The following is a 20,082-nucleotide window of genomic DNA, read 5'->3' as shown; positions in this document are numbered from 1 at the left end:
ACGGGCAGGCCAGTACAGCCTTGAAAGCCTCGATCAGGTGGAGTCACGCCGAACCTTGCCCCGAAACACCCAGTAGACACCCGCGGTATAGAGCGCGATCACCGGCAGTACTACCACGCCCCCGTAGAACAGGAACTGCAGCGACGCCTCTGGCGCTGCAGCGCTGCCCACAGTGATGGCATAGGGGACCATGTAAGGCCAGAACATCACGCCGAGCGTCAGGTAGGCGGCGACGACGAACAACACCGTCAGCGCGAACACCAATCCGTCGCGACGCGTCCGCGCGCCCATCACGACACCACCTAGTGCCGCGATCGCAGCGATGGGGAAGACGAGTCCCCTGGGACGATCGTGCAGGTGGCTCTGCGCCACCGCGCCGGCGTCGATGGTCAGAGACGCGGTGAAAGCGAACCCCAGGATGACGAACACGATCGCGGCGAGCCAGCCAATGCGCGTGTAAGCCCAGTCTCGCAACTCACCCTCGCTCTTGAGGACGATCCAGCCCGCCCCGAGCAGCGCATAGCCGAACACCAGACCGATCCCCGTGAGCACCGAAAACGGATGGAACCACCCGAACGACGTGCCTGCAAACTGTCCGTTCGCTACGGGGATGCCGCGCATCAGCGCGCCCACCGCAGCGCCCTGGACGAAGGCGACCACGGTCGAGCCAAGGAAGAAGCCCGCGTCCCATATTCTGCGCATCCGCACGCTGCGATAGCGGAACTCGAATGCAATGCCGCGAAAGATCAGGCCGACGAACAGCAGCAGCAGCGGAAAGTAGAAGGCGCCCATGAAAACTGCATAGACGGCGGGGAAGCTCGCGAACATGCTCGCGCCGATCACGACCAGCCAGGTCTCGTTACCATCCCAGAACGGCGCGATCGTGTTCATCATGTGCAGCCGGTGGTTTTCGTCGCGCGTGCTGCCGAAAAGTATACCCACGCCGAGGTCCAGGCCGTCCAGTGTGACGTAGACCAGGATGGAGACCGCGATGACGGCGGCCCAAAAGAGCGCCAGGTTGCTGGGTTGCAGTTCGCTCATCGCTTGTTCCTGGCACCGGCCGCCGGCTCGGCGCGTGCGGCAATGGCCAGCGGCCGGCTGGCCGTGACGTTGGCTATCGCTGCGGTCTCGCCGCGCGGCCCGTCGCGCAGCAGTTTGTAGATGTAGTAGATGCCAAACGAGACGAAAAGCCAGTAGACAACGACGTAGACGACCAGCGACGTCAGCACATCGTGCGTGGTCAGCGCCGGTGTGATGGCGTCTCGGGTGCGCAGCAAACCGTACACCACCCAGGGCTGGCGACCGACCTCCGCGGTGTACCAGCCGGTCAGTATGGCGACAAAGCCGGTCGGGAACGAAAGGAACGTGCCCCAGAGAAACCAGCGCGACGATTCAAGTTTGCCGCGCCAGCGCAGCAGGTTACCGAGCCACGAGACGGCCAGCATGACAAGACCCATGCCGACCATCAGGCGGAAGGCAAGGAACGGAATCAGCACCGGCGGCCAGTCTTCGCGAGGGAAGGACTCCAGCCCGGTCTCGGCCGCGGTAAAATTGCCCGATGCGATGAAGCTGCCAAGCCTGGGCACCGTGATGGCGAACAGGTTGCGCGCGTGCGCTTCATCGGGGATGGCGATCAGTACCTCTTTGGCCGGTTGCTCGTTCTCCCAGCGTGCCTCAATCGCCGCGAATTTAGCTGGCTGGTGCTTCAGAACGTATTCGCCGGTCAGATGTCCGAAAAACAACTGAATGGGTATCACCACCGCCACCAGCGCCAGACCCCAGTGGAGCATGACGCGTCCTTCGTCTCGATGCACAGCGCGCAGGAGATACCACGCGCCGGTGGCTGCCACGCACATCGCACTGGTCAGAAAAGCGGCGAGCAGCATGTGCGGCCAGCGCACCATCTGCACCGGGCCGAGCACGATCTGCATCCAGTCGGAGGGAATGATCTTGCCGTCCACGATCGTGTGACCCAGCGGCACCTGCATCCAGCTATTGTTGGCGAGAATCCAGAACGACGAAAACATCGTGCCCAGCGACACCATGCAGCAGGCAAGAAAGTAGAACCATGGCGACACGCGATCGCGCCCGAGCAGCATCACACCAAAGAAGGTGGCCTCGAGCATGAAGGCCGTGAAGGCCTCGTAGCCCAGCAGCGGGCCCTGGATCGGCCCCGTCTTCACCGCCAGCACGCCCCAGTTGGTGCCAAACTGGAAGGCCATCACGATCCCGGTGACCACGCCCATGCCGAAAGACACGGCGAAGATCGGCAGCCAGAAGTCAAACACTCTTCGGTAGAGCGCGTTGCCGGTCACGAGCCGCGCGCCCTCGATCGTTGCCAGCCACGCGGCCAGCCCGATGGTGAAGGCCGGAAAGATGATGTGAAAGCTGATGACGAACCCGAACTGGATGCGCGAGAGGATGACGGGATCGAGTTCCATGGGCACTCCGGGCTCTGCTGTTGATCGTCGCGGTAAAACTCACAAATGGTATTAACTGTGTGCTGCACGAACCTGTCCTTGACGTCCGGCCAGGCCCGCACATGGTCCGGCGCGGTGCAGACGTCTATGCGGGAAAGATGGTCGACTTCCGGCTCAGCGCCAGGCGCGATGTTGCCGCGGCGAAGGCCTTCTTCGCGAAGGCGATCAGGAGCCAAGGGCTCGCTCCGAAAACCATCACACTGAACGGTTACGCGGCGTCTCACCGCGCAGTGCGCGAAATGAAGGCTGACGAGTCGCTGCCGAAGGAGACGACTTTGCGATCGTCGAAGTATTTAAACAACTTGATCGAGCAGGACCATCGCAACATCAAGTCGAGGATCAATGCAATGCTCGGCTTCACACGCTTCGGAAATGCAGCCACCATGATCGCCGGCTGTTTGGAACGCAGTCCTTTCCGCTCGATGAGGTAGCGGCGACTACGCCGCTTTTCGCTCGCCGCTGAAACTTGCACCAGAGCCCGCTTCGCTAACGAGCCTGGCGACTCCCCCGTCGAACTCACGTCTCCGAGCACGAGCGGCCGCGTATCGTATCGAGCCGTCGCTCTGGCTTGTAAGCAGCAGACCAGAGTCACCCGGCGATCTGACTGATCGCCGGGCCGGTTCCTTTCCTGCCGGTTCATCGCCGTTCAATGATGGGCACCGCCACCCGCATCGTCCAGTTGCCGCATCACGGCGTCGAGGTTAAATGACGCAGGCTTCTGGCGTGGAGGATACGCCTTGAAATTCTCGATCTGCGATGCCACAACCGCTTGCATCGCGTATACCAGATAAGCATGGGATATCATCCAGTCGTAGTATGTGTTGGAGCTTTCGTCCGCGCGCTCGAACGGATCCCGCCGAAGATTGAACATCTTCGGAATCCTCAGCCGAACGAAGGGTTCCGCCCAGCACGCCAACTGCTTGGCGCGCTGTTCCAGCAATACCATTTTCCATTCACGTATACGGATTGCCATCACGTCGCCGTCGTCACTGATATAGAAAAACGATTCGCGCGGGCTGTCTTTCACTTCCCCAGTCAGATACGGGAGCATGTTGAAGCCGTCCAGGTGAACCTTGAACGTCTTCCCGCCAGCTTTGTGTCCCTTAAGCAGTTTTTCCTTGACGTCCGGCTCGCCAGCCGCCGCGAGCAAGGTCGTCATCCAGTCCTGGTGCGTGACTATCCCGTTAAGAACCGTACCAGCGGGAATTTTCCCTGGCCACCGGACGAACGCAGGAACGCGCCATCCCCCTTCCCAGTTGGTATTCTTTTCAGACCGGAATGGGGTGATACCCGCGTCTGGCCAACTATTGAAGTGGGGTCCGTTATCCGTCGAGTACATCACGATGGTATCGTCGGCAATCCCCAAATCATCCAGCTTCGCCAGCATCTTGCCGATGTTCTCGTCGTGCGCGACCATCACGTCGTTATATTCGCCCTGTCCACTCTTGCCCTTATGCTTCTCGGCACAGTGGGTCCGAAAATGCATTGCCGTCGTGTTGTACCAGAGGAAGAACGGCTTGCCGTCCTTATGAGCCTTATCGATGAATGTGCAGGCACGTTCGGTAGTTTCGTCATCGATCGTCTCCATGCGCTTTTTGGTAAGCGCACCCGTATCCTCGATCGTTTGACCGCCCTTGCCATCTGACTTGCAGTGGAGCACACCTCTCGGACCGAAACGTTTCCTGAACGCTGGATCCTTCGGATAATCGGGATCCTCAGGCTCCTCTTCCGCGTTCAGGTGATACAGATTGCCGAAGAACTCGTCAAACCCATGCATGGTCGGCAAAAACTTATCCTTGTCGCCCAGATGGTTCTTGCCAAACTGTCCGGTGACGTAACCAAGCGGCTTGAGCATCTCCGCGATGGTGGGGTCTTCTGCCGACAATCCGACATCAGCCCCAGGCATACCGACCTTGGTCAGCCCCGTGCGGACCGGATTCTGCCCGGTAATGAATGCTGCGCGTCCTGCCGTACAACTCTGCTGGGCGTAGTAGTCTGTAAACGCCACGCCCTCATTGGCAATGCGATCGATATTAGGTGTGCGATAACCCATCTGCCCACGACTGTTGAAGCTGATGTTCCACCATCCGATATCATCGCCCCAAAGAATCAGGATATTCGGTTGCTTTGTCGCCATGATTGCTTCCACTCCTTTCAGATAAGGCCCGGTCAGCTTTGCGCGACGCGGGCGAAGAGGCTGCATCAATCACCGAACTGAGCCAGCACGACTCTCGCTGGTCCCTGCTCTGCGAGGATGTAACGGCCACGGACGTCTTTGGGTACATCTTTCCTATCAAGAGGTGCGCCGCTCCTCATTGCTCGTCGGCTCGAACGAGCGATGCGGCGCGTTATTACCGTGGCAGAATCTGAATTTCCTGCCGCTGCCACACGGACAGGGCGCATAAGGGCCGCGCCGTTTATCTTCAATCGCGGTAATCGCCATTACGTCAGACGGAGGCCGGCCATCGTGAAGGAGCTTGGCCATTGTCTCCATCGCATGGCGCGACTGCGTGAAGAACAACTCGAGGCCGGAGCAAAGATAGTTCTGCCCTGGCTCCCCGTCCCTTGAAAGCGCGAAGCGGTCCTTGGGACATCCGCCGTTGCACAGCGTCCGCACTTGGCAACTCTGGCACTGGGATGTAAGCGAGTCGCGCTTGTCCAGTCCAAACTTGCGCTGTTCGGGCGACGCCATGAGCGTAAGCATGTGCGTTTCGTGAATATTGCCCAACCGGTATCCGGGTTCGACAAAGTGATCGCAGGAATACAGATCACCGTTGTACTCGAGGGCAGGACCCAGGCCGCAGGTTGGTGCGTGGATGCACAAGAGATGGCGGCCGAAGAAAGCTTCGAGCGTTACGTCGAACAATTGCACGAAGACGCGACCGACGTCGTGGCGCACCCACTCTTCGAAGACGTCCATCAGGAAAAGACCATACTGCTTTGCGCCGACTGAACGTTCCGTCACCAGATTGCCGGTCTGCGTGTACAGCACGCGCTTGTGGCCAGCCTGTTCGCTCCAGCCCCGATTCGCCAGCTGAATCGTCTGTTCAGTCGCGCGCTCGATGATCGGGATGAACTGGATCCACCGAGCGCCGAGTTCATCGCGAAAGAAGCGATAGATCGCGCGACCGTGGTGCTGGTTGGCGGAATTGACCGTGCAGAGGATGTTGAACTCAACGCCATGCTTGCGCAGTTGGTTCCACCCGCTCATGACCAGATCGAAGGTACCCTGCGCACGACGATCGACGCGAAAGGTGTCGTGAAGTTCACGCGGACCGTCAACACTCAGGCCGACGAGAAAGCCGTACTGCTTGAAGAACTCGCACCATTCGTCGTCGAGAAGAATGCCGTTGGTCTGAAAAGTGTGCTTCACAACCTGCCCAGGTCTGCGGTACTTTTCGACGAATTCGACCGCGTGCCTGAAGAATTCGACCTTCATTAACGTGGGCTCGCCGCCTTGCCACGCAACGGTGACCTCAGGGGTGCGATGCGACTCCAGAAGCTGGCGAATGTAGGTCTCTAGCGTCGCGTGGGACATCCGGTGTTTTTCGTTGGGATACAGTGCCTCTTTCGACAGGAAAAAGCAGTATTTGCAGTCGATGTTGCAGGTCGAGCCGCTTGGCTTGGCCATCAAATGGAAGCACGGCGGCGCATCCGATGGCCGGCTTTCGGCCGTCTGGAGATCCTCAATACTCGATGTTGAAGCGCGAGACAGCAACGTGGCTTCCATCGCCGTGACCCCCTTTGATTGTCAGAGTGCCAAAAGATTGCCCGACGCAGTCCGCCAGGCGCCTCAACAATTCAGTTGGTACGCATCCGAAAGGAGCGAGTCGCAGACACAAACGTGATGGGTATTTAAGGCAGCTTATGTGCGGAATGCAAACGCAATTTTTTGATTTCCGAATAAAGCGCATTGCGCGAACTTGCCGGTTTTGTTCATGAGGTAAGTCCGCACACCATTCAAGCACGCAAAGCATTGAATATCAGTAATGCCCGCCGACATCGTGCTTAAAGAAGCAGGTACATAAGTACGGCTGCCCTCGGATCTATTCAGATCAGACCAAGTGCGAGCGCATGAGCCATGCCTTCGAAGCGGGAGATTCTCGCAATCGCGTCTCCCATGAACTAGATTAACGTTGACGCATGTGGGCGCCCTGAATTGTCGTTTGTGACAGTACCCGGAATTCGCTGCTGCAAACCGGGCCAACCAACCCATCCGGAGAGTGGTGTGGCTAACCTGGAAGCGCGCTCAGCGAGCCAATTGGCCGAGGATCGGACAGACCTCGCGACGACGCGCACGCTGATGGCGACCGACCGTACCTTGATGGCGTGGATCCGTACCGCGCTTTCGATGATCAGCTTCGGCTTCACGATCTACAAGGTGCTTGAGGGATTTACAGAGGCGGGCGTTCATCTGGCCCATCCGCATAGTCCTCGGAGCGTCGGGCTCTTTCTTACGGGAATGGGCACGGTTTCAATGGTAATGGGAACGATTGAGTACTGGCGAAGCATCGTCGGTCTGCGTGAGTATCAGCCAGTCAGCATCTGGCGGCCCACTTTTTTCGTTGCGTTGGTCATGGCCTGTTCAGGTAGCTTTGTCTTTCTAAGCATCGTCATCAGGTTGCTCTGAGCGTACGCGCGACGCGGCGTGCAGCCGCGGCTCCGCCAGTCGAGATCGCGGATCAATGCCTTATCGGATTGATCGCACTCGGGATCACATGGTCGCTGTACCTATTCGAAGGTGCCAGTGTCGTGACTGAAACCCTGATGATCCTGCTGAAGGTCTCCATTGCCGTGCTGATTGCTTGCGTCGGTGCGGGAACTTCGCCTGCCGAGCTGACCTATCTATGGCGGCGGCCCGGGCTATTGCTACGCTCTCTTGCAGCAATGTATCTGCTGGTTCCCGTGGCCGCGTTCGGCCTTGTGCTGATCATGCCCATCGAACGGGGGGTCAAAGCGGCGATGCTGGTGCTCGCAGTATCCGCGGGAGCCCCGCTGCTTCCCAGAAGGCTCAAGAAACTGAATAGCCAGCAATACATCTTTAGCCTGCTGATCACGTCCTCGCTCGTCGCCATTGTCGCCGTACCGGTGTGGGCGGCCTTGCTAGATGCCTACTTCGACGTTACGGTCGAGTTGTCCGCCAGCACTGTCGTGTCAGACATCGCCAAAACCATTCTGCTGCCGATCATGATCGGCATGGGGGCTCGTGTCATTTTCCCGGCCTGGTCGGAGCGGCTTTCGGACCGGCTGCTCATGATCGCCGGGGTTGTCCTGGCGGCGTCCGCCATCCTCCTGCTTGTCGTCCATAGGGAGCACCTGGCGGGTCTCACCTGGCCTGGCATGCTCGCGCTCGTGGCGCTGATGATATTCGCCCTGTTAATCGGTCACGTTCTTGGCGGACCCAACCCGGATGACCGAACGGCGCTGGCGATCGCCTGCGCAAGCCGGCACGTTGGCGTTGCGCTGATCGTCGCAACGGAGTTTGTCGGTGTGCAGACAGTCGTACTCGTCATTGCATATTTCGTTACCGCCTTGATCGTTTCGAGCATCTATCTAACCTGGCGACGACGCTAGCCTCTCACAGCAAGCACGCAGCTCAAGGCTTCACAGGTGACCAGGAGCCGTCGGGATCGTACGACGCTAGCCGTGACGCAATGCGTGCAGTTTGCGGGCAGAGGTTTTTCTGATAGATCTGGCCGTCCTGATTGACAAGGAAAGTCACGACGCCTGAAAGCCCTGCAATGGCCGCTGACCCACTCGTTCAGCGGCCGTGCATTAGCCGTGAGCGGGTGACTGAAAACAAAGGCAGGAACACCCCCCCGGTGTGGACAAAGTAACGTGGAAAACACCGAGGCCAACGCGATTGCGTCGTTGAAGAGGCGGGGTTATTCGCCCCGTCCGCTTCGGAGGGTTTTTATTCTGAAGAAAAACGGCAAGACGAGGCCACTCGGCATACCCGTGATGAAATGCCGCGCCATGCAGGCGTTACATCTGCTGGCGTTGGAACCCGTTGCGGAAACCACCGCCGATCTGAATTCTCAGGTGATGCGTCGCATCTTCGATATCTGGACGCTATAGAACTTTCGTCCGATAGCGTCCAGACGCGGCGTGACATATTCTGGACGGGCATCGCACTTCTGCAGTGCCTCGGTGGAGATCAAGAATCACCATAAGCGCGACGTTCCATGACGGCACTCGCTCCCACACCACAAGAGGCAAAGAAATGAGCAGCTTTGATGTCGACGTAATCGTGATTGGGTCTGGCTTCGGTGGAGGTGTTGCGGCATTGCGGCCACTTAAAAATCTGACGCCCGGCCATGTCGTCCGGCCACGAAGCAGCCAGCGATTTGCCGAACCTCCCCCGCGCACCGGGCACTCGAGAGCAACACGGGCCTTCATTGCGTCAATCTGTCCAGCATTGACAGCGGCAAAGTTCAAAAAATCCCTCTGGCCGGTCGCGGGATGAACCCCCATCGTTGTTCCTCAATTTGTGCGGGGCCTGACACGGGGGCGCGGGAAGACTGGGCGACGGCTGGCTCGACCCGGAGCAGGCCGGGTCGGCAAGTACGGGAAAGTGACAGCGCAAACGAATCGGGTGCGCAAAGAGCAGTCCTGACTCGCCGGAGGAAGACTGACTGGGTTGGTCGAACGAACAATGAATTTTTCTTCGCAGAATGGCCCCTTGGAAGAAAGCGGTGCTTCGCGATGCATCGAGATGCTGGCCATTTGCAACGATTGTCGCCAGGATGGATTTTTTGCTGCCACCTTATCGTACGCGGTGCCTCCAGCCGGGCCATCTGCCGGGAGCCGTTCCCATGGGTCCCAGACTGCTGCTGGGCGCAAGGACCCACGCTTCATTCACGTTCTGAGGTTGGCTATGTGTTCCGGCTGGCGTGATATGACGCTCCATTGGAGGCCGTGATGGTAAAGGCAAACGGAGTCTGCGCGCGCATGGTGCTGGCGCTTGGCGCAGCGCTCCTTGCGCAACTCCTGATTGGCATCGCGGCGCCCACTGAAACCTGCGCGCAAAGCGCCGCGAAACTCTCGAGCCAACAGCTCGATTCGCTAACCGCGCCCATCGCGCTGTACCCCGACGCGCTGCTCGCGCAGGTGCTGATGGCCGCGACCTTTCCGGCGGAAGTCCAGTCCGCCGCTACGTGGTCGAAGGCTAATTCAACGATGTCCGGCGACGAAGCCGTGAAGGCTGTCGCGTCAGAGCCCTGGGACCCGAGCGTGCAGTCACTGGTCGCGTTTTCGCAGGTGCTGGCGACGATGGCGTCAAAGCCCGAGTGGGTCACGCAGCTTGGTAAGGCGTTTCTCGCGCAGCCTGGCGACGTGATGGATTCCGTTCAGCGGCTGCGCAGGCAGGCGCACCAGGCGGGCAATCTGAAATCGGGCGAGCAGCAGAAGGTGATTGTCGAGCAGAACACGATCCAGATTCAGCCTGTGAATCCGCAGGTGGTGTACGTGCCCACCTATAACCCGGCGGTCGTCTACGGCCCCTGGCTTTATCCAGCCTATCCGCCCGTGTATTTGCCGCCACCGCCCGGATATGCGATCGCAACCGGTTTCGCCGCGGGCCTCGCGTTCGGCGCCGGGATTGCCGTCACGAATGCGCTCTGGGGCGGCTTCAACTGGAACACGCACAGCGTCAACGTCAACGTCAATCACTACAACAGTATCAACGTCAACAACCGGCTTGATGCGACCAGTAGTACGACGAACTGGAACCGGAATGCCAATGTCCGCACCAATACGGCAAACCTCAACAGCGCCCAGCACAATGCGTATCGCGGCTACGACAGCTCACGTGCCCAGGCGATGCAAACGCTGCAGAACCGCACCGGCGAGAACCTGGGCGGTTCGGCCAGCCAGCGCCTGCAGGGTATCGACAAGGGAGGCTACAGCGCGAGTAGTCTGCATAACAGCGCAGACTACGCAAATCGCAACAATGCGCTGCGCGGTGCCGGCGATGGCGCCGCCGCCCGTCAGGACTTTCAGCGTGGCGACGCAAGCCGCAACGCGATGGCGAGCAGCGGCTTCTCGGGCAACAGATTCGGGGGCGGCGGCGACCGGTTCGGCGGTGGCGGCGGGTTTGGGGGCGACCGTTTTGGTGGCGGCGGATTCGGCGGCGGTGGCGGTCGCTTTCGCCGGTAATGATCGAAGAGGTGGGAGAGATATCCGATGATCCGCTTTTCCTTCCGCTGTGCGTTGTGCACACACGCGTTGCCGTTCATCCTCGCGATCGGCACGGTCTGCACAGGGCTCGTCTTGCCGGCACTGCTGACCGGGGCGCCGGGCGCCCACGCACAGGCCCTCTACCCGACGCCCGACGCCGCTGCCAATGCATTGGCCAATGCGCTTGCCACGGGCGATCAGGATGCCACGATGCATGTGTTGGGACGCGACTACCGGCGCCTGATCCCGGCACAGGATATTGGCGAAGACGATATTTACGACTTTCTTGGCGCATGGGCGCAGGGTCACGAGATTCTGACGGAGGCCGGGCGTGGTAAAGGCCGCCAGACTGCTCGTCTCGCAGTGGGCACGAGCGGCTGGACACTGCCGATTCCGCTGGTGCAGACCTCACACGGCTGGCACTTTGATACGGCGGCCGGCCGGGACGAACTCCTCACGCGTCGGATCGGCCGCGACGAGCGGGCGGCAATGATGACCTCATTGGCGTATCTCGATGCGCAGAATGACTACCGCAACCTGACCGGTCATTACGCACAGCGCCTCATCAGTACACAGGGGCAGCATGACGGCCTGTACTGGCCGGTGGCCCCGGGCGAGGCTGATAGTCCGTTGGGGCCGCTTGCGGCCGCGATGCCGCCAGGCGCCACCGTTTCCCGGGACGGCTATCGCGGTTACCACTACCGCATCCTGACTACGCAGGGGGAGCATGCCAAGGGCGGCCCGCAGGACTATGTGCAGGACGGTGTGATGACGAAGGGGTACGCGCTTGTTGCATGGCCTGCCCAATACGGCACGACAGGCGTGATGAGTTTCGTCGTGAATCAGGACGGCCAGCTCTATCAGAAGAATCTCGGTCCGCAAAGCGCGCGCATTGCCTCAGCACTTCGGTCGTTCGATCCCGGGCCATCCTGGTCTCCAGTACAGCCTTAAACAGTTTTTTACGGGTCGCGACGCGACCATTCATCTTGAGTCACCCATAGACAGGAGAACAACATGAAAACCCTCATCGCAGCAGCCCTGCTCGGCATGGCGGTAACGACATCGAGCGCCTGGTCACAAACCCCGGATCCGACCACGCAGGGTGGTAGCAACGATCCCATCGTGAAGATGCACGAACAGATTGCGGCAGCCAGACACGTGTACGACAGGAAAGTGGCGGCCGCGAAAAAGGTGTTCGACCAGAAGAAAGCGGCAGCAGCAAAGGAGCGCGATGCTGCGATCGCCGTCGCCCGCAATGGTGCTCCCCAGTAACACCGGCTTTGCTGCTGAACGAATCACGGACCGCTTGATCCGCGCATTTGGCACGAATCACACGCCCATGTTCGGGTAGTGCTCCTGGCCAGCGTGCAGCCTGTCGCCGTTCCTGTGGGCGCGCTCCGGGTTAGCCATGGGCCGGAATGGGGCTTGTCATCGATGCCCTCGGTTCGGGATAGACGCCGCCCCTCTCATCGACTGACTTTTCTCTGGGGGACGTACGCGATCGATCCAGCTACCCGTTTGGTTCAGGTGATCAATGCAAAGGGACAGACATTCGTGTCAAAGATCGGCCCGCAGGGCGACCTCGTCGAGGCCTGTGTACAACATCGGGAACTGCCCGGCAGCGTGAAAGTGGGAGACCACTTGACCTTGGACTTACTGGATATGCACGCTCGTAACGTGAGGGATGAACACATTGGCTTGATTGCGTTTTCGGAACACCAGCAGAAATCTTGATCCTCAAATCGCGACTCGCAGCCCATGTACTGTTACTCGTGCAGATGCCTGTCGATGTGCTGGGGCGAATGTCCAAAGAATTGCCCTTTGCGCACGCCGGCGGGAGAGCCCGGGTTCAATGACCGGTGCGCCTGCATCAGGGGGCTTGATGACCACTCACGCCTGGCCGCCAATCATGGAGCTGCCTCGCGCTCCAGCATGCGGACTGCCGTGTCGTCACGCCCGCAGACGATGTGTGATTGAGCCGTAGGGTGTATTGAGAGGAGAGCTTCTGATGAAACACTTGAGACCAGCGCTTGCGACTTCGGTGTGTATCGCTTGCTCGCCACTCTTCGCGCAGGCGCAGACAACTTCGCCAGACGCCTGGCAATTCGAGCTGACCCCGTATCTATGGGCTGCTGGATTTAGTGGATGGGCACGCGTCGGCGAGCGAACGCCCACTGTCAAATTCGATGCGGACTTTTCCGATGTCTGGAGAAACCTGAACATCGGTGTGATGGGCACCTTCGAAGCGCGCAAAGGGCGTTGGGCAATCGTATTCGATACGATCTACGTGAAGCTGTCCAGGACGTCCAATCCGATTCTTGGCGGCGAACTGGGGACAGCGAAACTGACGGGTGATGAGACGATCCTTCAACTCGCGGGCGCATATCGCGTGCTCGACAGTGCAGTAATACCTGTGGATGCACTGGTTGGCATTCGATTTACCGATCTCTACGCCGACCTGTCATTCTCACAAAGTGCACTGTTACCAAACGGCCCCGGTCGGAGCGAAAGCACGAACTGGACCGATGGGTTCTTCGGTGTCCGGGCCGCGTATGTCTTTTCGGACAGGTGGTCAGTAGTCGGCTACGCAGATGCCGGAACAGGAGGCACCAAGTATTCATGGCAGCTGTATGGGGGCGTCAACTACACTATTTCGAAAACAATTACGGCGAAGCTGGGATATCGGGTACTTACTCAGAAGTACGAAAAAACTGATTTTCTCTATAACGTGAGGACATCCGGTGTTTTTGCCGGAGTGGGAATCAGATTCTAATACCCACGAGCCACGGCGTTGTCAAGTTGAGGGGCGTGAGTCGAGAGGAGCGCCGGTGTGACAATCTGTCAGAAATCGGTAGACGCAGGGGAAATGCCGGTATTGGACCCTGGTCCAATACCGGCGTGTCTGCGGGTCGCGTAGTCTTTCAGTTGGAGCGATGAACGCCGGTCGTGCGTCTTGAGACGAGGCTTTCCCACGGCAGATTCACGAAAGGATGTGACGATGACCGACTCTGACTACTCCGCACTGGTCTTCAGCCAGCGCGAATTCTTCCTGTCCGGCGCCACCCGCCAGGCGGGTTGGCACAAGGCGCAGCTCGAAGCGCTCGAGGCGCGGTTCACCGACAACCACGACGAGCTGTGCGATGCCCTGTGGCAGGACGTGCGCCGCAATGTGAACGACACCGACCTGATGGACGTCGCTGATTGCGCGAAGGAAGCCGAATACGCGCTGGAGCACCTGGGAACCTGGATGAAGCCAGTGTGCGAGCCGATGCCGGCGGTGTTCGAGCCGGGTCACATCTTCGTGCATCGCGATCCGCTGGGCGTGATGCTGATGATCGGCGCCGGGAACAAACGTTTCATCCCGACCTTCGGACCACTGGCCGCAGGCAACACGGCCGTGCGGAAGCCCTCGGAAATCTCGGTGGCCTGCGCCGCGGCTGCGGCCCGCGACAGGGGGAGGCTAATATGAAGAAGCTCTTTATCATCGCCGGCGCGCTCGCTGTCACAGGTGTGGCTATCGCGGCAGTGCTCTATGTGACTTTCCCGGTGCAGATGACTACCTACGGCGGCATGGGGCTCAACTATCTTAAAACGTTGTCGACTCCAGCAGGAACGGTGAGCACGGAGGTGAATTCGGCTTATCGTGGCGTCGCCGCTGCTGCGTCCCCGACTCCTCCCGCCGATGAAGCATGGCCGAACGCGGCGGTTGGGGACTGGCCGAGCTACAACAGAACACCGTCATCGCAACGCTACTCGCCGCTGGACCAGATCAATGCGAAAAATGTAGGAAACCTTAAAGTATCGTGCACGTACGATGTCCACGAGTTCACTTCCTTCGAGTCTGGCCTGATCATGGTGAACAATGCCTTGATCGGCACCACCGAGTACGATATTTTCTCGATCAATCCATCCACTTGCGCCGAGAATTGGCGCACCCACCTGGACTACCCAGGCGCGCTTCTGCCGTCCAACCGCGGTGCCGCCTACATGGATGGCATGCTGTTTCGCGGTACGCAGGACGGTCGCGTCCTCGCTTTTGATTTCAAGACAGGCAAGCAGCTGTGGGACACGACGATCGCGGACCCGAAACATGGCGAGTCGGTGCCGTCAGCGCCAATTGCGTGGGACGGCCTCGTCTTCGTCGGCAATTCGGGGGGAGACTACAAGGGCGGCAAAGGGCATGTGTTTGCACTCGAGGGGAAGACCGGGAAGATCGTATGGGAGTTTTTTCTCGCGCCGAAAGTTGCAGGAGATACAGTTCGCGGACCTTTAGGCGCGACGCCGCTTGACGCGTCGACGTGGAATAACGCGCCGGGCATACCGATCAGCGGCGCCGGGACCTGGACGTCCTACACCCTCGACATCAAAAACGGGCTGTTGTACGTCCCGGGAGGCAATCCTGCTCCCGACTTCGCTTCAGGGGCGCGTAAAGGGAGCAATCTCTATACTGACTCGGTCGTGGTACTCGATGCGAAGACGGGAGATTTCAAGAATAATTTCAAGGTTGTACCGAAGGACTGGCACGACTATGACGTCTCCAGCCCCCCCATCCTGCTGCAAACGATGGGCGGCAAGCAACTCATGTCGGTCTCACCGAAGGATGGGCACTTGTATGGCTACGATCTCGTCACCAACAACCAGCTCTACCGCGTGCCGGTGACCACGATCGAGAACGACGGCAGCGACTTTGCCATCGGTCAGGACGTGCATTTCTGCCCCGGTCCGGTAGGCGGCAATGAATGGAACACGCCAGGCTACGATCCGGCCACGAACCTTATTGTTACCGGCACGGTTGACTGGTGCGATACCGTAACCATCCAGGATGACAGAAAACTTCGGTCGGTCGCGATCGGGCAACCATGGACCGGAATGGCGACGCTTAACCCGATCAACATGTTCGGAAAGGAATCCCGTACCGACGGATATTGGGCAGGATGGGTCTACGCCACCGACGCCGACACCGGAGTCTGGAAATGGCGCGTGAAGTCCAACTACCCCATCGTCGGCGCCATCACGCCAACGGCCGGTGGCATCGTGTTCTTCGGCGATCTAGGCGGCAATTTCTATGCGCTCGATTCCTCCACTGGCCAGAAACTTTTTGGCCAGGTGCTTGGCGGCGGTGGTGGGATTGGCGGCGGTATCATTACTTATACTGCGGGGGGTGAACAGAAAGTTGCCGTGGCTGCCGGATTTACGATGGTCGCGTGGCCGACGAAGCCCGTGACCGCCAAGGTCGTAATACTGGGTCTAGGGCGACGCTGATTAAGTCCACCGCTAAGGTCTTCGAGCGCTATCAATCCGAGTTTATAGAGAATCCAGAACAGGATGAGACAGCAGACGCTGGCGATGGCAGCCGATCGAGGTGCGGGTTTCGAGACACACCGCAAACGGACGCGCCGCGATGAGTTTCTCGACATCATGAATGCGATCGTTCCGTGGGCCGAGTTATGTGCGGTGGTTGAGCCGCATTACCCGAAGCGCGGCAACGGTCGCCCGCCGATTGGTCCGGAGCGCACGCCGCGTGTCCACTTCATCCATCACTGGTTTAGTCTGGCGGACTTTGCGCGCGAGGAAACACCGTACGACAGTGCCAGGCTGCGTCGCTTTGTCCGGATTGACCTTAGGTTGTGAAGCCGGGCCGGACGCGACAACAATGCTCAAATTCCGGCGGCCGCGTGAGACGCACAAGCTGGGCGGCCAACTGTTTGCTGAAGTCGGCCGGGTGGTGCCGGCCAGCGCCATGACGCTGAGCAGATATGCTACGACCGCGCGGCGCAATTTGCAGAGGATTGCTTGACCTTACCAGGACTTCACTCATCTGATTCGCCGAAGTCGGCTCCGTTCTCGAACCAGCACGACTTCCCAGGAGGCAACAGCATGTCCTTTTTCAACGATCTTCTTGAGAAACCTGCTAACTTGTCCACTGCGTCGAAATACTCAGTGATGAATGGATTTGTCTATCTTGCGCTCGGAGCTTTGCTCATCGTTTGGCCCGGATCGGTGCAGACGATCTTCATGGATACACCGTTCGCAGGACACGAGAGTGCGCTCGTCCGGGTAATTGGTATGGCGGTGGCCGTCATTGGCTGGCTCTACTTATTCGGCGGTCGCTCTGGCGCTCGACAATTCGGCCCCGCTTCAGTGCTCGATCGCGTGGTGCTCGTGCCTGCAGTGCTTGTGCCCTTGGTGACAGCTGGTATTTTCCCTCATTTGCTGGGGGCGTTTGCGATTCTCGACCCCGCACTCGGCATCGGTGCCTGGGTGCTCCACAATCGCAAAATGTGACTGAAGTCTGTTTTCCTGATCACCTGATTGGCGGTTCCATGATGGAGCCTCCTGCCGCCACGCGACATCGAAGTTAAAGGAGATCAATGCCTTGCGCCATGCCAGGAGGGCGCTGGTTTTACCGGTGCTCGCCACGCACGTGTTCCCGTCGGCCGGCGCCTCTCCGATGTTCTCCAGCAGCCTTGAGTCGAATTCCGCGAGGAAGTGTTCACGGACGTCGATATGCGCAACTCGGAACGGCTGCGTTAGAACGCCGTCGATTCTCGACGCAATAGTTAGCAACCTGCGAATCGACGATTCTCTATGTTCTTGCCGAGCCATCTACCTCCCCTGCGTGAACCACTTGCCGTAGATTTTTTCGTAGGTTCCATCCGCGTACATGGAGAGCAGCGCTTCGTTGATCGGCTTGCGCAACGTGCTGCCCTCAGCCAGGGCGATTCCATACTTTTCCGGCCGGAATATCGGGCCGACGACTAGTAATACGCCATTGCCCCGCTTCGCGGCCCAGTACTGGAGGGTGGGCGCGTCATAGACAATTGCCTGCACATCGCCTTGAGTGAGCATCCGGATTCCATCGTCAGCGGTCTTCACATCGACAAACGGCAAGCCACGTTGGGTGAGGTAATCCGCGGCAATCGTCCCCGCCGCGGTGCCAATCGTTTTGCCGGGGAGATCGCCCGGACCCTGAATGTTGGACTGGAGCTGCGCCACGGTTTGCGAAGACGTCACAGTTGCCGTAAGTTGCGCGATCAGCACGACGCCAATCAGCCACATCGCGGGCACCAGCACACGCTTCAACATCGTGGCGGAATCGCGTTCGCCGTGCTCACCCGTGGCAATGATCAACATGGTTGCCCATAGACCTTCCCCTAACGCGCGTACGTAGGGTTTCTGGAAATTGGGGTCTTGCTTCCGTTCGACCAGCCACACCAGATTGGCGAGAAGGAAGACGAGAATGGCCGCCATGCCAAAAAGCTGGCCAATGGCCCGCCAGGGGATCGAACGGAGCGTGGCTAGAAAAGCACTTTCGTTGCGCGCACGCACCATAATCTGCAACCCCGAGTCGAAGTACGGAAGCGAGAAATCCACGACTTTCTCGCGTTCCGGTGTCATGGTGATAGCCGCTATGGCGACGTCTGCGTCGCCCCGCTGCACTGCAAGCAGCAGATCCGACTGCGTCGCAACTGAACTCCAGGCGAATTCGACGTGCAGTCGACGCGCCACTTCGCTCCATAGCTCGATGCTAAAACCCATTGGGGTATCGGTCTGTGGCAATACGAATGGTGCAATCGCGGCAACCGCTACACGCAACGGCCGATCTGCGCCGGATGCGGCTGTGGAAGCACCTGTTGCGACGTAAGTAACCGGAAGCGTTTGGCCGCCACCAAAGAGACTACTGCTGAGTCGTCTTGCTGACGGGACATTCGACCGGGATCTGTCGCATTCCAGGCGTTCAATGTTACATTCAGGCTTCGATGCAGTCGTGGCGGACGACATCCGCGAATGCATGAAGTCTCCCTGTGGGCCGGCGGCGAGGTCTGTTTTGTCCGCAGCGCGGTTCCCGCTCAAATTGGCAACGTGCTTCAGGTTCGAGAGCGCCTCCCAAGCCGTGATGCCTGAAGCGCCGGAGGCTGCGACGCCCGGCCAATCGAGCGAAATCAGGTGGTTCTTGGCCCCATGCGGCAACGTGCCGTCCCACCAGCTTGCACCGACACGGATGGTCTCGGCCTTGCTTCTCAGCGTCACGGTTGGGCAGGCGACCGCAGCGGCTGCCGTCACAATCGACAACAACATGAGGCGACCCGGCGCACCGATCAGCCATTTCGATATCCTGTTCAATGAACGCCTCCCTACGTTGATTGCACCTTTAGGACCGGCCATCACCTGTGGGTCTTTTTCATGCTGCCACCGCTGCCAAACCGGGTCACATCTGTGCTGCCCGGCGGACGATCGATATTGTTGACCACTGCGCCGTACAGCCAATGCCCCTCGCTCGTGGGCAACACAAACGCCGGGCCAATTCTTCGTTTTTTTGGGATCGAGCGCGTGAATTAAATTCGTAGGAACCGGCAGGATCAGCCCAACGCCTGAGATCGATCCACGGTCCAGTTGACCGGCTGGATGTTGAGAACGTTCTGCGGCTGTTTTTCGCGAACTGGCATTGAGTGTCGTGTTGTCCTGGGATCGCAGGCTGATCACGTTACCGATCGGGTTCTGCGCCGCCTTCGCCAACGCGTCGGTGTGCCGGCCGAGCGCGACCCCCGAAACGATGAACCGTCCGCGTCCAACGGCCTGAGCGCAGCCCGCGAGACGTTTGCATGGAGCAGGCTGACCATTTAATCCCGGGAAGCGTGCGACTCCCTTCCCGCGTCATATCGACAACGATCCAGCAGTGGCTCGGAGCCGCGTCCGGTGCCTCCTCAGATATTTGTTGAAGCGCTTATTGCGGACGGAAGCCGGCCATTAGTGCACCTGAGCGGAGAATGGATCCGTGCTTATGCCAGCTTGAGTCGACATGATCAACTTCATTACGTTTGCTTCGCTGTTGTTCGCCAGCACCCCGCAATATTGCCGGCAAGCGCAGAACGAAAAGCCTCTTCGCCGCGCCAATCAAGGATGCAGCGGCACCATCACCTGCAGTCTCTGGCGACAGCAGCCGACTTTCACCCCTCACTCCTTGGCGGTATCCCGGCGCACTCACTCTCGACGCGAGTTCGGTCAATTGTGCGCATAGGTCTTGCTGATTGGCGTGTGGCCGTGCGAAAAGAAATATTTCACCTTTTGGGCAAAGGACTGCTTCGGCGTCTTCTTGCATTCCTCAACCAGAGCGGCAACGGTTTCGTCCTGACCGACCATGACGACATCTTCGGGTTGCATCTTGCCTTTGTTGTTGTAGCCGTCCATCCAGTACACCATCTGTGGCTTGTACACATCATCCATCATGAGGAAATCCTGGCAGGTCATCTTGGCTGGTTTCATTTCCTTGTTCGCATCGGCAAGGCAGGATGCCGACAGGGCGACTCCAATGACAAAGACTGCCGCTTTAATCGTATTCATGGCTCTCTCCGCTATCAAACGTTAACGATCGGTTCCGGTATTGCAATGGCGGCATCCGCGAAGGGCGGTGCCGGGGTCATTG

General features: G+C 59.2%; 17 protein-coding genes and 3 pseudogenes. 13 read left to right on the top strand and 7 right to left on the bottom strand.

The genetic code is table 11. The annotated features are described in order from the left end of the window. Nucleotides 1–33 precede the first annotated feature (33 nt). Both cydB and P0D89_RS00150 read right to left on the bottom strand, forming a co-directional pair. Complete coding sequence (gene cydB, locus P0D89_RS00155; RefSeq protein WP_408356825.1) at nucleotides 34–1,041, bottom strand: cytochrome d ubiquinol oxidase subunit II; 1,008 nt, start codon at nucleotides 1,039–1,041, stop codon at nucleotides 34–36. Next, on the bottom strand, nucleotides 1,038–2,441 hold the full coding sequence (locus P0D89_RS00150; protein ID WP_408356823.1) for a cytochrome ubiquinol oxidase subunit I: 1,404 nt from the start codon (nucleotides 2,439–2,441) through the stop codon (nucleotides 1,038–1,040). The genes cydB and P0D89_RS00150 overlap by 4 nt, the downstream gene beginning before the upstream one ends. A gap of 128 nt (nucleotides 2,442–2,569) precedes the next feature. Between P0D89_RS00150 and P0D89_RS00145 the strand changes: the two are divergent. Next, nucleotides 2,570–2,911 (top strand): annotated as a pseudogene (locus tag P0D89_RS00145) (DDE-type integrase/transposase/recombinase); the annotation flags it as partial. A gap of 215 nt (nucleotides 2,912–3,126) precedes the next feature. Here the strand turns inward: P0D89_RS00145 and P0D89_RS00140 are convergent. Next, complete coding sequence (locus P0D89_RS00140) at nucleotides 3,127–4,617, bottom strand: arylsulfatase (protein ID WP_408356821.1); 1,491 nt, start codon at nucleotides 4,615–4,617, stop codon at nucleotides 3,127–3,129. Between the two features lie 156 nt (nucleotides 4,618–4,773). Then, nucleotides 4,774–6,210, bottom strand: a complete 1,437-nt coding sequence (locus tag P0D89_RS00135) for an anaerobic sulfatase maturase (RefSeq protein WP_408356819.1) — start codon at nucleotides 6,208–6,210, stop codon at nucleotides 4,774–4,776. A 498-nt stretch (nucleotides 6,211–6,708) separates the two neighbouring features. Here P0D89_RS00135 and P0D89_RS00130 point away from each other — a divergent pair, with 498 nt between their 5' ends. Together P0D89_RS00130 and P0D89_RS00125 are read left to right on the top strand one after the other, a co-directional pair. Continuing rightward, on the top strand, nucleotides 6,709–7,110 hold the full coding sequence (locus P0D89_RS00130) for a YidH family protein (RefSeq protein ID WP_408356817.1): 402 nt from the start codon (nucleotides 6,709–6,711) through the stop codon (nucleotides 7,108–7,110). A 122-nt stretch (nucleotides 7,111–7,232) separates the two neighbouring features. Further along, nucleotides 7,233–8,054 carry a bile acid:sodium symporter family protein gene (locus tag P0D89_RS00125; protein WP_408356815.1) on the top strand — a complete coding sequence of 274 codons (822 nt, stop codon included), beginning with the start codon at nucleotides 7,233–7,235 and terminating at the stop codon, nucleotides 8,052–8,054. 22 nt (nucleotides 8,055–8,076) lie between these two features. Here the strand turns inward: P0D89_RS00125 and P0D89_RS00120 are convergent, their stop codons facing one another. Next, the gene (locus tag P0D89_RS00120) at nucleotides 8,077–8,202 is read right to left on the bottom strand and encodes a DUF2950 family protein (RefSeq protein WP_408356813.1); all 126 of its coding nucleotides are present in this window, start codon (nucleotides 8,200–8,202) and stop codon (nucleotides 8,077–8,079) included. On the opposite strand from P0D89_RS00120, the pseudogene P0D89_RS00115 reads away from it, so the two are divergent. The 10 genes and pseudogenes from P0D89_RS00115 to P0D89_RS00070 form a co-directional block, all read left to right on the top strand. Continuing rightward, nucleotides 8,202–8,531 (top strand): annotated as a pseudogene (locus tag P0D89_RS00115) (reverse transcriptase N-terminal domain-containing protein); the annotation flags it as partial. The gene P0D89_RS00120 and the pseudogene P0D89_RS00115 sit on opposite strands and share 1 nt — an antisense overlap. Before the next feature lie 870 nt (nucleotides 8,532–9,401). Continuing rightward, a complete protein-coding gene (locus tag P0D89_RS00110; RefSeq protein ID WP_408356811.1) occupies nucleotides 9,402–10,637 on the top strand; it encodes a DUF3300 domain-containing protein in 1,236 nt (411 codons plus the stop codon). Between the two features lie 27 nt (nucleotides 10,638–10,664). Continuing rightward, entirely contained in the window at nucleotides 10,665–11,609 is a 945-nt protein-coding gene (locus tag P0D89_RS00105) for a DUF2950 domain-containing protein (protein ID WP_408356809.1), read from the top strand. A 63-nt stretch (nucleotides 11,610–11,672) separates the two neighbouring features. Next, on the top strand, nucleotides 11,673–11,930 hold the full coding sequence (locus P0D89_RS00100) for a hypothetical protein (RefSeq protein ID WP_408356807.1): 258 nt from the start codon (nucleotides 11,673–11,675) through the stop codon (nucleotides 11,928–11,930). A gap of 282 nt (nucleotides 11,931–12,212) precedes the next feature. Then, entirely contained in the window at nucleotides 12,213–12,392 is a 180-nt protein-coding gene (locus tag P0D89_RS00095; protein WP_408375981.1) for a hypothetical protein, read from the top strand. 274 nt (nucleotides 12,393–12,666) lie between these two features. Next, nucleotides 12,667–13,431, top strand: a complete 765-nt coding sequence (locus P0D89_RS00090) for an outer membrane protein (protein WP_408356805.1) — start codon at nucleotides 12,667–12,669, stop codon at nucleotides 13,429–13,431. Nucleotides 13,432–13,656: 225 nt separating this feature from the next. After that, nucleotides 13,657–14,127, top strand: coding sequence for an aldehyde dehydrogenase family protein (locus tag P0D89_RS00085; RefSeq protein ID WP_408356803.1), 471 nt, complete (start codon nucleotides 13,657–13,659; stop codon nucleotides 14,125–14,127). After that, nucleotides 14,124–15,920 carry an outer membrane protein assembly factor BamB family protein gene (locus tag P0D89_RS00080; protein WP_408356801.1) on the top strand — a complete coding sequence of 599 codons (1,797 nt, stop codon included), beginning with the start codon at nucleotides 14,124–14,126 and terminating at the stop codon, nucleotides 15,918–15,920. The genes P0D89_RS00085 and P0D89_RS00080 overlap by 4 nt, the downstream gene beginning before the upstream one ends. A 63-nt stretch (nucleotides 15,921–15,983) precedes the next feature. After that, nucleotides 15,984–16,407: pseudogene (locus P0D89_RS00075) on the top strand (transposase); the annotation flags it as partial. 128 nt (nucleotides 16,408–16,535) lie between these two features. After that, on the top strand, nucleotides 16,536–16,943 hold the full coding sequence (locus P0D89_RS00070; RefSeq protein ID WP_408356799.1) for a hypothetical protein: 408 nt from the start codon (nucleotides 16,536–16,538) through the stop codon (nucleotides 16,941–16,943). A 321-nt stretch (nucleotides 16,944–17,264) separates the two neighbouring features. Here the strand turns inward: P0D89_RS00070 and P0D89_RS00065 are convergent, their stop codons facing one another. Together P0D89_RS00065 and P0D89_RS00060 are read right to left on the bottom strand one after the other, a co-directional pair. Next, on the bottom strand, nucleotides 17,265–19,175 hold the full coding sequence (locus P0D89_RS00065) for a transporter substrate-binding domain-containing protein (protein ID WP_408356797.1): 1,911 nt from the start codon (nucleotides 19,173–19,175) through the stop codon (nucleotides 17,265–17,267). Between the two features lie 486 nt (nucleotides 19,176–19,661). Further along, entirely contained in the window at nucleotides 19,662–20,000 is a 339-nt protein-coding gene (locus P0D89_RS00060; RefSeq protein ID WP_408356795.1) for an HdeA/HdeB family chaperone, read from the bottom strand. Nucleotides 20,001–20,082 lie beyond the last annotated feature (82 nt).

Origin of the sequence: Paraburkholderia sp. RL18-085-BIA-A, from assembly GCF_046027075.1 — a bacterium.
In the GTDB taxonomy this organism is placed as follows: Bacteria; Pseudomonadota; Gammaproteobacteria; order Burkholderiales; family Burkholderiaceae; genus Paraburkholderia.
Note: the sequence above shows the minus strand (reverse complement) of the source record. Positions and strands in the feature narration are given on the sequence as shown.

Excerpts from the sequence above, each read along its gene's own strand:
- cydB (WP_408356825.1), bottom strand. The coding sequence starts at position 1,041 with ATGAGCGAACTGCAACCCAGCAACCTGGCGCTCTTTTGGGCCGCCGTC.
- P0D89_RS00090 (WP_408356805.1), top strand. The coding sequence starts at position 12,667 with ATGAAACACTTGAGACCAGCGCTTGCGACTTCGGTGTGTATCGCTTGC.
- P0D89_RS00070 (WP_408356799.1), top strand. The coding sequence starts at position 16,536 with ATGTCCTTTTTCAACGATCTTCTTGAGAAACCTGCTAACTTGTCCACT.
- P0D89_RS00080 (WP_408356801.1), top strand. The coding sequence starts at position 14,124 with ATGAAGAAGCTCTTTATCATCGCCGGCGCGCTCGCTGTCACAGGTGTG.
- P0D89_RS00060 (WP_408356795.1), bottom strand. The coding sequence starts at position 20,000 with ATGAATACGATTAAAGCGGCAGTCTTTGTCATTGGAGTCGCCCTGTCG.
- P0D89_RS00100 (WP_408356807.1), top strand. The coding sequence starts at position 11,673 with ATGAAAACCCTCATCGCAGCAGCCCTGCTCGGCATGGCGGTAACGACA.
- P0D89_RS00110 (WP_408356811.1), top strand. The coding sequence starts at position 9,402 with ATGGTAAAGGCAAACGGAGTCTGCGCGCGCATGGTGCTGGCGCTTGGC.
- P0D89_RS00085 (WP_408356803.1), top strand. The coding sequence starts at position 13,657 with ATGACCGACTCTGACTACTCCGCACTGGTCTTCAGCCAGCGCGAATTC.
- P0D89_RS00135 (WP_408356819.1), bottom strand. The coding sequence starts at position 6,210 with ATGGAAGCCACGTTGCTGTCTCGCGCTTCAACATCGAGTATTGAGGAT.
- P0D89_RS00105 (WP_408356809.1), top strand. The coding sequence starts at position 10,665 with ATGATCCGCTTTTCCTTCCGCTGTGCGTTGTGCACACACGCGTTGCCG.
- P0D89_RS00140 (WP_408356821.1), bottom strand. The coding sequence starts at position 4,617 with ATGGCGACAAAGCAACCGAATATCCTGATTCTTTGGGGCGATGATATC.
- P0D89_RS00150 (WP_408356823.1), bottom strand. The coding sequence starts at position 2,441 with ATGGAACTCGATCCCGTCATCCTCTCGCGCATCCAGTTCGGGTTCGTC.